Genomic DNA, 14,875 nt, shown 5'->3' with positions numbered 1-14,875 from the left:
TCCTTTCATTAATAGAAAATCCACCGACTTGCGCCGATGACCGTCAACTAACAAGCTTCGGCGTGCTGTCCACAAAGTTGATATAAGAGTCGCCGCCATTGAAACTAACTTTCGCCTTCAGCGTGAATGGCTCATTGGGCTTGAGCGTACTGAGAAAAGCTTTTGGCAATTTTGCCGTTGCTTTCTTATTTCTGAACTCCGCCGCAGTAACCGGATGAGTGGCCTCGCGCACGAAAATCCGGATACTACCGCCACTACGATCGACACCGTGGACTTCCATGATCAATAGTTGTCCCTCGGCCATGAATGGCCATGCGTCGTTGTGGGGCGAAGAGTGAATTTCCAGATCGGCACCGCCAATACCGACAGAGGACAACTTCATTTCGTTATTTACAATCTGCGGCGACGTCGTAAAGGGATACCGTGACGCGGGCAGTGGCGTGATGCGCACGTTGTAAGTGGCGGACTTTTCGCCGACGTTATCACCCGGTGCAAACACGCGATAAAACACGGGAAAATGCACATCCAGGCGCTCCGACATGTTGGCAGCCAGGACGGTGGCGGGAATGAAGTATTTCTTGCCGTTGCCTGGTATAGGCGTCAACGCAATGTGCCGCCCACCATTGGGATTACCCTCAAAATGCAGCTCTACTCTGCCCGAGCCAACTTCGGCCGTTGCGGGTATGCTGACATGGTCGCCACTGGTATTCGCCCTCAGAAATCCCTTGTCAGTGCCTTCACTTGTCGCGTTTTCGACAACCGGCATGGGCAGGTTCAACGGTTTACTGATATCCAATGGCAATGTATCAGCAGATTGCGCAACACCCTGACGGGCAAACTGATAAACCACGGCCACCTTGGAATTGCTATTGTCGATCAGCCAACGGGGCTCGATCAGAAATTCGATGACACCGCTGTCCACCGTCGACCGATCGACCCGCAGAGCCTTGATGACATTTTTGGTCTTATCCGTGCCCGTCCAGTACACCAGCACCCAATCCCCCTCCTGAAGGGCTGCATAAGCAGGTTTTACCTGTAATACCAGCCCATCAGGATACTTCCCGGGATTGATCGGGCCCTCTTCGTGGCCCTTGACAGTGATGGGGTCTAACCGCTTGGCATCGGATTTGACCAAGTCCAGTGTTTGCACCTCGGAGTCACTTGGTTCCCCCACTCCGTTGGCATACTCGATACGATAACTTAACTCGCCATCTTGAACCGGATAGTCGAACTGGGCTTTCGGGACCGTGAACGTCAGCGGCTGGCCCAACTCCTCAGCCTTGATTGTTTTCTTTTGTTTAAAGGGGTCCTCCGGGATCCCGGCATAGTACCCTTGCCAGGTGAGAATCACGGTGTCCCCAACGCTCATCGCGTTATAAGGCGGTACCACGGCAGTGGCACCCGCAGGGTCGAGTTCATCCGGGTCCAATGCACACCCATGGGATTCCTTGATCTGCGGCACCGGTAAACTGCTGACTTTGTCTGGGCGTTTACCCACATAGCAGAAGGTTCGCAGGGACTCTGGCCCCCGGAATGCTGGATCAGAAGCCTTACCGAGCGCGTACGAATAAAAGGCCCAGCCTTGATCAAGCTGCTTGAGCAGTCCATTGGGTACCAGCACCGGCATTCCCGACTCAGGGGTGTACCCCCCTTCAATCGAAACATCCACTCGGGCATTGAAGTGATCGGCGATTGCACCCTGTGCTCCACAGCCTCGCCAGTTCGGCCAAAATACGTCGTCGATGGCAATATCGGGGTATTTGATATAGGTCATCAGAGCATCACTGCCCAACTGGTCCAGATCGATCCAGTCGCCAGGCTGTAGATCCCGGATCACAGGACGGGGGTTCACATCCGCCATTTTTTTCTCCTTGGTCATTGGAATTCATCGACTATGAATCTCACAATAACGCCATACTCAAGGAGCCGACCACTAACAGAACTACTAGGTTGTCAGGCGCTGGATATGCGATATGCTTGAAGACTTTGATTTAACCCTGCTGTTTTGCTGCACTCAACTTCACTAATCGATACTTATCTTTATTGATCTCTGCGCCCTTCGACAGTCTGCATAGACCTGCCAGCGCATCACACTGTTCCGACAAAAATCCTGAAAGCCTACGCCTTACACGTGACGTAAACAACTATCTGTTCTGATAGGTTTCGACAACCCAATCAGGTGATAACGTTAGCCCAAACTCCGAATGTAAGTCCAACCCAACTCGTTACATGAGGCCACCAGATGAACCTCCAAAAATCAACCAGTATCGGGCTATTGCTCGCCACCTGTTTCTTATTATCCAGCGCCGTAATGGCTGAAACCTCTGCTAGTCGGGGTACTATTATTTTAAGAGACAAGGATAGTAACCGCTGCACCTTAAAAGCTCCCGAGCCGGGACAAACAGCAGTCTACGACTTGGAGAAAAGCGGGGAAGGAAAATGTGGTTATGATACTGCTCGCACCATCGCATTTTCAGAAATGCCTTCGGCTACAAAAATTTTTATTCATGACCATGCAGATTGCAGGGAGGACACAAGCAGGGATGGTTTTTATATAGAACTGAAAACAACAAAAAAAAACACAGAAACCACAATTATTGAAGTTGACTTCCTCACCACCTTTCAACCTGGCCTGATCATCGAACCAGGTTTGCAACTCACTCGCACCTGGAAAAAACATGGCTCCTCCGCAGCAGACAACACAGCTTGCGTAAAAATTATCACTTCAGCGCAGCCCCCATCTCCGTAGTGTCGATATACAAATACCGCTTGTCTTTTCGGACGACAGAATCATCTTGGAAATAATTAATAACGAGGCCCCAAAACATGACTTCTTCCAGAGCCGTGCATTCGCAAGCCTTTGGTTTCGTGAATCATATGCAAGGCGGTGTCGACCCCCGTACCGGGCAATACACCCTCTCCATCGACTTCCCCGAGGTCAAGAGCAACTGGCTGGGTGGCCCGGCCTTTCCCGTGAGCCTGGCCTTCAACCCGATCAACACCCTGGATTCCGGCTGGGGGCTGGGCTGGAACCTCAACCAGACCCAGTTCACCCCGCACAACAGCATCCTGTCCCTGCACACCGGGGAAACCTTCAAGGTCACCGGCAGCGGGACCGAGCCGTCCATCAAGGAAAAAAAACTCGACAGCTTTCACTTCCAAAACCTGGGCAATGACTGGTACCGCGTGACGCACAAGTCCGGGCTGGTGGAGTTGCTCGAGGTCGGTGGCAGCAGCACTGATCGGGTGGCCTTGCCCAAAAAGATCTACTCACCCGCCGGGCACTGCATCGAGCTGGATTATGCCAACTTCCGCGGTGGCCAGCGCCTGGCTAGCATCAGGGACGCCCAAGGCGAACTGTTGCGCATCAACCGCCCCAACGACACCCAGGTGGAAATCCTCATACGCCCCTACGACGGCCCCGGTGGCGGCCCGCTGGCGCGCTATGAAATGAACCTCAACGGCAGTGGCAGGGTCACCAGTATCGTGTTGCCCACCGCCGACAAGGCGTCCTGGCGGTTTGGCTACGGCAACGGGCCGATCCGCGGCATTCTCTGCCTGCATGAAGTCCACACGCCAACGGGCGGGCGCGAAACCCTTGACTACGGTGACCTGGGGCACCCTTATCCGGGCGGCGTCAGCCGGCCCAACCTGCCGCGGGTCACCCGTCATCGCAGCTACCCCGGCTTCGGCCAACCGATGACCCAGGTCGACTTCAGCTACACCAGCCATAATTTCCTGGGGTTCGGGGAAACCGTCAGTTGGGAAGAAGGCATGGACCCGCTGTACAAAGTGGTCACCCATTATGAATACGGCAGCACCGCCACGCTAATGGATGCCACCGACCTAAACAACCCCAAGGTGGTGCGCACCGTGAAGCGCACCTACAACCGTTTTCATTTGCTGACCGAAGAAACAACCACCCAGCAAAAATGTATCAAACAGGTCAAGACCGACTACTACGCCGAAGACAAACCGTTCGAGCAGCAGGTCGCGCAATTTCAGTTGCCCAGGAAGGTCACCACCATCTGGACGATCGACAAGGACCCCACCCAATACCGCGCAGAAGTGGCAGAAACTGATTTTGACACGGACGGTAATCAGACCAGACAGGTCGAGCCCAATGGCCGTGTGACCACCTACACCTACTACCTCAAGGAGGGCGAGGACGGCTGCCCGCCGGACCGCTTTGTGCGCAACCTCAAAGATACCCTGGTCACCCCGTCGCCCCAAGGCGAACCGGGCGCCCCGACACTGCGCACCCGCTTGCGTTATGCGGCGCACAAAGCCTTGACCGGCAGCGGGCAGCCCGACTGGCTGGCGATCGAGAGCGAGACCCTGGCGCAGGTCAACGGCGCCACCGACACCACTTTGCAACAGACCCAACGCACCTATCACGAGCTGCCGGCGGATGCGTTCCTGCATGGCCGCCCAGTTACATTGCTGACCACCCTCAATGGCAAAACCAGCACGACTTCGTATGAATACCAGCGGTTGAACAGTGCGCTGACCGGGCAACCGGTGCTGCAGACCACTGAATTGTTTACCGGTTTTGACAGCATCGAGAAATCAATACTTCAACAACACTCGTTGGTCACCGGAGAAGTCGTTCTGTCCACTGATCTCGACGGCGTGCAACTGCTACGCCAATTCGATGCGCTGGGTCGAATCACCAGGGAAGTCGTCTCGCCCTCATCCCCTGATGTTAGCGCCGAGCGGGTTTACACCTATACCTTGACCAGCATCGACGGGCAACAGGCGTCTCAGAGTGTGACCGAAACCACGGGCGCGACCACCCATACCCGCTACGACGGGATGGGGCGGATGATTTACCAGGCATACGCGGAAAAATCAGAAACGCCACGGCAGATTTTTGCCGCCAGCTACGATGAACGGAACAATTGTTTTGAACAGATCAGCTACGACTACTGGCTGGAAGATAAATGTATCAAGTTGCGCCAGCAGTTCGAGTACGACGCCTGGGGTGTCGAGTGCCGTACCACTAACCCGGACGGTAGCGTAAACAATCTCTTATGGTCGCCGTTTGGCAAAAAGGGGCCCATCGAGTATCGCTGGCTGGAAACGCCCGGCGCGCAAACAGAGATTACGATCAGTGGTCTGACGGGGGGCGAATACAACGATTTCGGTAAGCTGGAGCGTTTTGAACGACTGGACGCCCAGCCGTTGATCGAGCGATGCCAGCAACAACCCGAGCGCCCGGTCGCCGAACACCTTCAGCGATTACTGGGTGAGACGGCACTACCAACCGTTGGAGCCACACAGTTTCTCTACGATGGCAACAGCAACTGCGTAGAACAAATTGAGTTGTACGATGGGCAGGAGCGCACCACACATTTCTCTTACGACGTGTGGGAGCGTGTGGAGGCGACCACGCTCGCCGACAACACGAAGGTCACCAGGGAGTTTGCACAACAAAGTTTTGGCCAGCACGTGACCCGGTTAAAGGTTATACCGGGAAACATCGCCCAACCCGAAGTAACGGTCGGTCACCAGACATTTGACAGTCTCCTGCGTCTGACGGAAAGAAGTACTGGGTCGGCGGGCAATCTGCGAACCGAACGATATCGCTATGCGGGCGCTCAGATGCAGCCCAGCCAACGTATCACTGCGCTGGAAACGTTCGACTATGAATACAAGCCAGAACTGACCCAACAGCCTTTATCCATCAAGACCTGCGAGAGCCAGCCTGCGACGTACAGCTATGACCCCAAAACCGGGGGTATCACCAAGGCGATCAATAGCCATGGCCAGCGCACTTACCGCTATTCACCCAATGGTCAACTGGCGCATGAAAGCTGGACCGACACTGACGGTACAACCCAGGAAACCGATTACGTCACCTCCCTCTTGGGACGTCAAATCAGCCGCCGTGATACCGGCGGCCTTGAAAACCTTCAAACTTATGACAAATGCGGACGACCCTGTTCAGTCACCCAAGGCTCTTTAAAAGCCGACTTTGAATATAACGCTCTTGGACAGCTTCACCGCACTACCACGCGCAACACGGTCTCGGGCGTGACGCTGGTCGTTGAAATGCGATACGACACCCAGAACCGAGAAATTGAACGTACCCTGAGGGTGGATAATCAACCGCCCCGCACCATAATCCAGACCTGGCAGGGAGACAACCAGCTCAAAAGCCGACAACTGAGTCTGGATGGGCGCAGCCTGCTCAAGGAAGAGTTTGACTATGACCCGCGTAACCGGCTTGTACATCACAAGTGTACGGGCACCAGCAAAGCCCTGCCCAAGGATGCCTACGGCAATGCGATCATCAGCCAGAGATTCACGTTCGATGGGCTGGACAATGTTAAGCGCGTTGTCACGCAATTCGACAATGGACTGAGTGATATCGCAACGTTCACCTATGCCCCTGATGATCCCTGTCAGTTGACCCAGATTACTCATACCTATACCGACGGAGGCTATTCGCCCTGCCAGGCATTCGAATACGATGCCAATGGCAATATGCTCAACGACGAACAGAATCGTCGCCTGATCTACGACAGCCAGGGGCGTCTGATCGCTGTCAAGGACCCGACAGGGCTACAAGCCCTGGTGACCTACCGTTATGACGGGCACAACCATCTGGTGGGAATCCGTCTGGGCAATGAACGCGAAACCCTGCGGTTTTACCAAGGCTATAGCCTCAGTCACACGCGCCAGGGTGACACGTACACTCAGTACCTGTTCGACGGCGATCGGCCCCTGGGCCAGGAGCGAAGCGATGATCCCGCACAAACCATTCTGCTGATGACGGACGCCAGCCCCCATGTCATCGGCGAAATTTTGCAATCTGGGATAAAAACAGTGGCTTACACTGCCTACGGTGCTCGCAGCAGCGAAGACGAACTGCGCAGCTTGCTGGCTTTCAACTGCGAAGTGTACGAGGAAGTTACGCAATGGTATCTGCTGGGGCGCGGCTATCGTGCCTACAATCCGAACTTGCAACGCTTTCACAGCCCGGATTCTTTCAGCCCGTTCGGCTCCGGCGGGGTCAACCCCTATGTGTATGGCCTGGGCAATCCCGTCACCTTCCGCGACCCGACCGGCCACCGACCTACCAATGATCGGCCCGACGACCCACAGAAGGATCCCGTCAAAGAGACAACGGGAGGTTTGCTTGGAAAAATTGCCGCCATTTTTGCTGTTGTGCTCGTTGCAGTGGTTCTAGTCGGCGTTGCCTGGTTTACAGCAGGAGTTGGATTGGCTGCTATTGCAGCATGGGGCGGCGCGGTCTTGGCAACGCTAGGGGCTGCTGCTACCACGTATGGCGTTATCGTGGAAGATGACAATTTTGTGGCCGTTGGCTCAATCTTGGTGGCGCTTGGGGCAACTGTGGGCTCGGTAGGTTATTTTAAGCGGCCTCAGAATACACCGACACCCCGCGCATCTGTTTCAAGTGGTCGATCAAGATCTGGCTCTATTCCCGGCGATCTGAACGAGGTTCCACAAGAACGCCCCCGACAAGCAAGCCTATCTCAGGAAAGTCTGAACAACCCAGCTTCCAGGCGTTCTTCTTCCTCAATTTATGATCCAAGTTTACCCGATATTGATCCGCCTTCAGGGTCAACTAATACCAATGTCCGGGCGCCTTCGATCTCCGAGAATTTAGTCACAACTTCTTCAGAAAACGTACCCCCGTCCCCGATCCCGACTCGATCATCGGCTAGTTTTGGTAATTGGAAATCTCTTGGCGACGGAAAGTTTGCACCAAAACAGACGGAGTTTCGAGTTTACCTTAACGAAGGAGGAGTTCGTATGTAAGACATAAGTTATAGCACGCGCCCCTGCTGCCAAGTGCGCAATCCTCTTTGGATTACGCACTTGGAACTTGTCAACCTGCCTCTCAAATTGCCCGAGGCACAATCACAACACCAGCCGAAACACCCCCAAATAAATACCCGCCCTTGCACCCACACAACTGAGAGTTTTCTCATATTCCCTCTACCCCCCGCTTAATACAATCCCCCCATCGAGACATCACCCCCCAAAACCCAACCTATTACTAAACAGTGCAATAACAGCACCGTCTCGACCTTTTAAACGCCCCGCACTGTTTAAACAAACAAGGATCAACGTTTTGAAAAAGTCGCTACTTGCACTTTCCCTCGGTCTGGCTGCCGGCATCGCCGGCACTTCGGCGTTCGCCAACACCGGCAACATCAACTTCGAAGGCAAGATCACCGCCAGCACCTGCCCGATTGAAGTCGTCAACCCCGAGGACGGCTCAATCGGCAATCAGGTGAAAATGGGCAGCCTTGAGGCCAGCCGCTTTACCGGTGCGGGCCAGGAACTCAGTGGCAAATCCTTTGCCCTTCGCGTGAAGGACGGAGTCGCTTGCGGCGTTGCTGTTGGCGGCAAAGGTAGTGTCACCTTCACTGGCAGGGCGGACCCTTCGAACTCCTACTTTGCCGTCACCCCTGACGCGGACGGCGCCAAGAACGTGGTCATCGTACTCAGGGACAAAAGCGGCGCCTCGATCGCGCCAGGTGGCAGTTCGGTTGAATACGACCTGAATGAGACCGGCTCCAGCGACATGCGTTTCGATGCGTACTACCGCTCCACGGCCACGGCGGTGGAAGCCGGCGTAGCCTCGGCGCAAATAGACTTCATCGTCGACATCAGATAACCCCCCCGCCCCCGCCCTCCTGGCCGCTCACGTCGCCAGGGAGGGCACTCAGTGCTGCCTTGCAGCCTGTTACATCCGAAAAAAGGTATTCAACCATGCTCGGTTTGATCAAGCGGGCGGCCGCTTCCCGGCCCGCCCTTGGCGCCTGCATGACTGCGATCATGCTGGCGTCCAGCATTCCCGCCGCCCAGGCCGCCCTGACCCTGAGCGGGACGCGTGTAGTGTTCGACAGCAGCAAACGCAGCACGTCATTGATTGTCGCCAACCCCAGCGAGCGGACTTACGCCGTACAAACCTGGGTCAACACCGCCGCCGATGATACGACCACAGCCGTGCCGTTCATGCCCTCGCCGCCGCTGTTCCGGCTGAACCCGGGCAAGGAACAACACGTGCAGATCAATGGCCTGCCCAACGATCTGCCGACGGATCGTGAATCATTGTTCTATTTCAATGTTCAGGAAATCCCACAGGTCGACCCGGACGCCGGCAATGTACTGAACATTGCCCTGCGCACCCGCATAAAACTGTTTTATCGCCCAAGCGAGCTCAAGGACACCCCCATGTCCCGCCTCAAAGATCTGCAGTGGTCAACCAGGCAGGCAGGCGGTAAAGCGCAACTGGAGGTGTACAACCCGTCCCCCTTCCACGTGACGTTCCTTCGCCTCGCAGTCAAGGGCAATGGCAATGGCCGCGAGCAGATGATTGAGAACGCCGAGATGGTCGCGCCGATGTCCCGGCAGACCTTTGCAGTCACCGGTGCAGCACCCGCGCCGGGAGCGCAGATCGAATTCTCGGTCATCAACGATTACGGCGGTTCATCCACCGCGCTGACTCTGCCGATTCAGGTCACCCCGTGAGACAGAGTATCCGGAGCATGACCTTCCCTCTTTCATTGCCGTGCCGACGTGCACCTGCACGGCGGTACCTCGTTCATTTGTTTGTAGTGGGCTACAGCAGCACCATTCTCGCGCAGGAAAATCCCGCGCAACCAGCACCTGCGCTTGAATTTCAATCCGGCTTTTTACGCCAGAGCCCCGATCATGCCGTGAGCGCCGGCCAGCAAGCGCTGCAGGCGCTGAGCCAAACCCATGATTTGGGAGCGGGGCGCTATCGGGTTGGCACTCAGGTCAACCTGATAGACTTTGGCCAGCGTGAAATCGAGTTCATCCCAAGTCCCGACGGTAGCCAACTGATCCCCTGCCTGTCGGCCGAACTTCTGGATCAGATGGGGGTACGACTCGACAGCATCGCCAACCCCGAATTACTCACAACCCAGTGTGTTGATCTGCTGGCGCTGATCCCCGGCGCGCAAATCGACTTCGATGGCAGCCAGCTGCTGCTGGCCATTTCCATCCCTCAAATCGCCATGCGCCGTGATGTGTTCGGCCGGATCGACCCCGAGCGCTGGGATCACGGCATCAATGCCGCCTTCGTCAGCTACCAGGCGTCGGCGCAGCAAGGCAGCAGTCGCTATCGCGGCCGCCAGAACACCGACGATCTGTACCTCAATGGCGGCGTCAATCTGGGTCCGTGGCGCTTGCGCAGTAACCAGTCATTGCGTCAGAACGAAGACGGCCAGCGTGAATGGACCCGAGCCTATGCCTACGCGCAGCGCGATCTGCCGGGCACCCATGCCAACCTGACACTGGGTGAAACCTTTACCAGTGGTGATGTGTTCAGGAGCTTGCCCATCAAAGGGGCTCTGATTGGTTCGGATATGGGCATGCTGCCGGATGTCCTGCAAGGTTATGCGCCGATCATTCGCGGCGTCGCGCAAACGCGCGCCAAGCTTGAAATCTTTCAGAACGGCTATCCCATCTACACCACCTATGTGAGCGCGGGCCCCTATGAAATCGATGACCTGAGCACCAACGGTGGTAGCGGCGAACTGGACATCGTTTTGACGGAGGCGGACGGTCAGGTCAGGCGCTTTACCCAGTCGTTCGCGACCATCGGCAACCTGCTACGCGAGGGTGTGTGGCGCTACAGTGCGGCCCTGGGGCGCTATAACGGCGCGCAGGACCTGGCAGATCCACTGCTCTGGCAAGGCACCCTGGCCATGGGGACCGCGTGGGATGTGACCTTGTATGGAGGCCTGATGGCCAGCGATTTCTACCGGGCCGGCACCCTGGGCGTCGCTCGGGATCTGGGCCAGCTCGGCGCCCTTGCACTGGACGTCACCCGTTCCGGCGCCGATATCGACACCCAGGATTCACAGCACGTGCAGGGCATGAGTTATGCGCTCAAGTATGGCAAGTCCTTCGCGTCCAGGACCAACCTGCGCTTCGCCGGCTATCGCTACTCGACAGAAGGCTATCGGGATTTCGATGAGGCCGTACGCCAGCGAAGCCACGACTCGGATTGGTACGGCAGCCGCCGTAGCCGGCTTGAGGCCTCCATCTATCAGAATATAGGTGCCAGCAGTGCTTTGAGTCTGACACTGTCACAGCAGGATTATTGGCAGAGCAGCAACACACAACGTCAGTATCAGCTCAACGCCAGTACCCGTTACGAACAGGTGAGCTTCAACCTGTTCGCCGCGCAGTCGCTCAATTCATCCCGGGGCAATGACCGACAGATTGGCTTGAGCATCTCAATGCCGCTCGATATCGGCCACTCGGCCAATGCAACGTTCGACACCCAGAAAAACGGCGATCAATTCACCCAGCGGGCCACCCTCAGCGGCAATACTGATCAGAGCCGTTTGAATTACCAGGCGTCGGTCTCCCGTGAAGACAGTCAGCAACAGTCGGCTGCACTTTCGCTCGGTTATCAGGCAGCTTTCGGCAGCTTCGGTGCCGGTGTGACTCAAAGCCAGGACTACCGGAACGTTTCGCTCAATGCCAGTGGCGCTTTACTGGTGCATGCCGGTGGCGTCGAGGCAGGCCCTTATCTGGGAGAAACCGCTGCGTTGGTGGAAGTGCCAGGCATTGCCGGCGTCGGCGTATTGAATGCCGTTGGCGTCAAAACCAACGAACGCGGCTATGCCCTGGCGCCCTACCTGCGACCCTATCGGGCCAATCAGCTGGTGCTGCAAACCGATCAGTTGGGCCCCGAGGTAGAAATCGATAACGGCACCACCCAGGTCATACCCACACGGGGCGCCGTGGTCAAGGCCACCTTCCCTGCTCGCACTGTCACTCGCCTGCTCATCACCGGTCGAACAGCCCAGGGGCAACTATTGCCGTTCGGTGCTCAGCTGAGCGATGAAAACGGGACGGTCATCGGCATGGTCGGTCAGGCGGGCCAGGTTTTGCTCTCGACCCGCGTCGAACCGCAGATGCTCGATGTGAGCTGGGGCGAACAGGTCGAGCCTCGGTGCCAGTTGCCTATCGACCCGGCGCAAATGGAAGAGGCTCAAGGCTATCGCATCCAGGAGCTGACATGTCGCTGATCGCAACCTTGACCCAACCACTTGCAGGGGCAACGCCCCTGCCCTGCCCGGGCCAACCAGGAGAAACCCCATGAAACCTTCCATGCGCTGTTTGACCGCACTGCTGGGCATCGCAGCCGGGTGTCAGGTGCAATTTTCCGTCGCCGTCGCGGCGAGCAATGCCTGCCAATGGGGCCCCGCCGGAGCGGGAACCATGACCTTCACTCAGGATATGGGGAGTGTCTACGTCCCTCGAGATGCACCTGTTGGCAGCATCATCCGTAACCGGCAGTTCATGAGAGTCACCAACACCGAAGGGCGGAACATTCTCTGTGATAACGATGGCAGTGTGCGTTTGACCTTCAACACTCAAACCAGCGTACCGCCGGTTCAGAATATTCCCCTGGCTGCCGGTGCCTATGGGGCGGCGTATACGCTGCTGCCCACCAATATTCCAGGTGTGGGTGTGCGGTTCGAACTGGCGTTCCCCTTCGATAACTCAGCGACTAACGCGTTCACCCCCGACACGGGAGACTCCACCGTCCCCTTCAGCGCCCACCATCAAAAGCCCATGGGATCGGCAGTGCTGAACTTCTCGAGACTGGATCATTTCATCACGCTGATCAAGACAGGCCCCATTCCCACCGGCTCACAGGACTTCAACGGACAGGAACTGTTCAGCGGTAATTTTTCAGGGATCCCGGGCAAGAGCTTTCGGGTCGGACTCAGGGGCCAGGTCATACACGCTCATTGCGGCAGCAACAGGGTCAGTGCCGACCCTGTACAACTGGGGGACTGGAACCTCGCCGACTTTACCCGACCGGGACATACCACCACCGCCGTACCCTTCCACATCACCCTCAGTGCCTGTGTCGCAGCCGACACCCCGCCTGACATTGCCACCGCGAACATCCGCTTCGAAGGCAGCGGCGGGTCAGCGCCAGTCACCCCGGCAATACCCGGCGTATTCACGCTGACACCGGCCTCGGGTGCCAAGGGAATCGGCATACAGATACTCAAGGGCGACCAATCGACACCCATAGAACTCAGCACGGAAGTGCCGATACAGCAAATCACCAGCGGAGAAACGACGCTTAACTTTGCCGCGCGCTTCTACCAGATTGATGCCAACTCGAACGTCAGGCCTGGCGATGCCAAAGGGGCTCTGAGCTTTACCCTGACCTACAAATAACTCGCACCCCGGTCCTTGTTCGCAAGGACTGGAGGACGTTAGTAACTAATTGATGAATGTCAATTGCAGCAGCGGGAAGTTGGGGGCGGACAAGGGCGGCCATGTTTGCCCGCCATCGAAACTCACATAGACCTTGCCCGTTAAGGGCGCATTGCGCCGCAACCCATTGAGAAACGCCCTGGATACCCTGACCTCGGTTCTGAAACCAATGCCTGCCAGGGTTTCCTGTTCAGTGACAGCTCGCTTTCTGACGGCTTCGAACACCGAATCCTGCCCCGAAGCGTTCACACCTGTCATGGTGATCATGATCCATTGGTCAGTGGTGATCATGCTCCATCTGGCCAGCGTCAACCGTGCCCCTGCCGCTTCAACGTTTTTGTAACTCAGGTTGCCACCGGAAAGACCGTCGCATCTGACCGCCTCGAAACGGTTACTCGGGATGGTTTGAACTGAAAGCCTGCGCGCAATGGAGGGGTGTTCTACCCCTCGCGCATCAATGACGCCATAGCTCACCGATAAGGTTTTGCCGATATGAGCGGCCACCGCTGGCATGTCGATCTGATAGCGGTGTTGCCCTGGAATGATGGGCTGATTAACCCGACGCCCCCCCAGGGTTTCGGGCTCACCCCATTGCACAAATACCCGTTCTTGAGGGTAGATCACGGCATCGTCCGGGACTTGCACAATGCCGCCGGCAACGGCCTGCAGTGGGTCCAGGGTCTGCTGCTGCCCCGTGCCCGCGGCTTTTTCAACACTGGGCCAAGGCAATGTGCGGGGTATCGGAGTGGCTGCGACGTCCAGTTCGACCGCATCCGAGGGCCGGCTGCGATTACCGGCACGGTCGTGGACCTCATACCACACATACCGCAATCCATCTTTACGTTCTCGAATCAAATCACCCGCAATGGTGAAGGCCACCGGGTCCAGATAATTTTCCTTATCGAGTTCTACCCCCCCGCCCTCATCCTGATTGCCGGGAGTTCCCCCCCAAAACCAGGTAATGAGATCCCCCGGACGTGGTGTTGCATAATCAGGGAGGCTGACCTCGACTTCGTCATCGTTCAGATCAAGGTAATGGGCGGTAAGTTTGTAGGGGGGAAGGACTGCGGGAGGAAAAACTGCTTTGCTGCCGGTTGGCACAACAGGGGCGGTGATATCCAGTGTGAACACCAGATCTGCGGAGTGGTCTGGTTCGCCATTATAACCGGTGAACCGGTAAGACAAACTGTGTCGCCCCTCATTGCGCTCATTGCCCAACCATGCCTTGGGTAACCATACGAACCGGTCTGAATCCTGGATGGGCGCGGTCCACTGCCTTTTTGCAATTGGGACCGATGTATCATCCACGTAGTCGACGAACAGGTCGACCGTTTCCATGGACAGAGAAGGATCGGAGTTAGGCGGCACGGTAAACCAGACCTTCAGGTCGTCATGGGTCAGGGCCACTGGAATCAGGTTGGTTTCCCCTCCCGGCACATCGGCCAGTAGCCCGTCGACCTCAGGTTCTGGCAGGGTGATATTGCGGGAAAAAGCACTGTCGACCATGAACAAGACTCCTCAGCAAAATAACGCGCAGGAGAGTGCCCGTTACTGAGCAACTCTCCCGCACCTCACAAAAAGAATATTGAATGCACGGCACACCGGCTTCCCTCAGCCC

8 protein-coding genes are annotated in these 14,875 nt (G+C 56.7%); 6 read left to right on the top strand and 2 right to left on the bottom strand.

What is annotated here, in order from left to right; translation table 11 throughout:
* Nucleotides 1–43: 43 nt before the first annotated feature.
* The gene (locus KW839_RS08845; protein WP_218424088.1) at nucleotides 44–1,879 is read right to left on the bottom strand and encodes a hypothetical protein; all 1,836 of its coding nucleotides are present in this window, start codon (nucleotides 1,877–1,879) and stop codon (nucleotides 44–46) included.
* A 363-nt stretch (nucleotides 1,880–2,242) separates the two neighbouring features.
* Between KW839_RS08845 and KW839_RS08840 the strand changes: the two genes are divergently transcribed.
* The 6 genes from KW839_RS08840 (at nucleotide 2,243) to KW839_RS08815 (ending at nucleotide 13,218) form a co-directional block, all read left to right on the top strand.
* The gene (locus KW839_RS08840) at nucleotides 2,243–2,749 is read left to right on the top strand and encodes a hypothetical protein (RefSeq protein ID WP_156465530.1); all 507 of its coding nucleotides are present in this window, start codon (nucleotides 2,243–2,245) and stop codon (nucleotides 2,747–2,749) included.
* A 77-nt stretch (nucleotides 2,750–2,826) separates the two neighbouring features.
* Nucleotides 2,827–7,788, top strand: coding sequence for an RHS repeat domain-containing protein (locus KW839_RS08835; RefSeq protein WP_218424087.1), 4,962 nt, complete (start codon nucleotides 2,827–2,829; stop codon nucleotides 7,786–7,788).
* A 316-nt stretch (nucleotides 7,789–8,104) separates the two neighbouring features.
* A complete protein-coding gene (locus tag KW839_RS08830; protein WP_060542887.1) occupies nucleotides 8,105–8,653 on the top strand; it encodes a fimbrial protein in 549 nt (182 codons plus the stop codon).
* A 95-nt stretch (nucleotides 8,654–8,748) separates the two neighbouring features.
* On the top strand, nucleotides 8,749–9,510 hold the full coding sequence (locus KW839_RS08825; RefSeq protein WP_218424086.1) for a molecular chaperone: 762 nt from the start codon (nucleotides 8,749–8,751) through the stop codon (nucleotides 9,508–9,510).
* 17 nt (nucleotides 9,511–9,527) lie between these two features.
* Nucleotides 9,528–12,047 (top strand): fimbria/pilus outer membrane usher protein, encoded by a 2,520-nt coding sequence (locus KW839_RS08820; protein WP_218424085.1) that lies wholly within the window; start codon nucleotides 9,528–9,530, stop codon nucleotides 12,045–12,047.
* Nucleotides 12,048–12,117: 70 nt separating this feature from the next.
* Complete coding sequence (locus tag KW839_RS08815) at nucleotides 12,118–13,218, top strand: fimbrial protein (RefSeq protein ID WP_218424084.1); 1,101 nt, start codon at nucleotides 12,118–12,120, stop codon at nucleotides 13,216–13,218.
* 45 nt (nucleotides 13,219–13,263) lie between these two features.
* On the opposite strand, the gene KW839_RS08810 is transcribed toward KW839_RS08815, so the two are convergent.
* Nucleotides 13,264–14,763 (bottom strand): hypothetical protein, encoded by a 1,500-nt coding sequence (locus KW839_RS08810; RefSeq protein WP_218424083.1) that lies wholly within the window; start codon nucleotides 14,761–14,763, stop codon nucleotides 13,264–13,266.
* Between the last annotated feature and the right edge of the window lie 112 nt (nucleotides 14,764–14,875).

This window comes from Pseudomonas sp. PDM31 (assembly GCF_019218965.1).
In the GTDB taxonomy this organism is placed as follows: Bacteria; Pseudomonadota; Gammaproteobacteria; order Pseudomonadales; family Pseudomonadaceae; genus Aquipseudomonas.
The sequence above is the reverse complement of the archived record's forward strand: the minus strand, read 5'-3'. Positions and strand labels throughout refer to the sequence as shown.

Coding starts and splice junctions, on each gene's coding strand:
- KW839_RS08815 (WP_218424084.1), top strand. CDS start 12,118: ATGAAACCTTCCATGCGCTGTTTGACCGCACTGCTGGGCATCGCAGCC.
- KW839_RS08825 (WP_218424086.1), top strand. CDS start 8,749: ATGCTCGGTTTGATCAAGCGGGCGGCCGCTTCCCGGCCCGCCCTTGGC.
- KW839_RS08810 (WP_218424083.1), bottom strand. CDS start 14,763: ATGGTCGACAGTGCTTTTTCCCGCAATATCACCCTGCCAGAACCTGAG.
- KW839_RS08835 (WP_218424087.1), top strand. CDS start 2,827: ATGACTTCTTCCAGAGCCGTGCATTCGCAAGCCTTTGGTTTCGTGAAT.
- KW839_RS08840 (WP_156465530.1), top strand. CDS start 2,243: ATGAACCTCCAAAAATCAACCAGTATCGGGCTATTGCTCGCCACCTGT.
- KW839_RS08845 (WP_218424088.1), bottom strand. CDS start 1,879: ATGACCAAGGAGAAAAAAATGGCGGATGTGAACCCCCGTCCTGTGATC.
- KW839_RS08820 (WP_218424085.1), top strand. CDS start 9,528: ATGACCTTCCCTCTTTCATTGCCGTGCCGACGTGCACCTGCACGGCGG.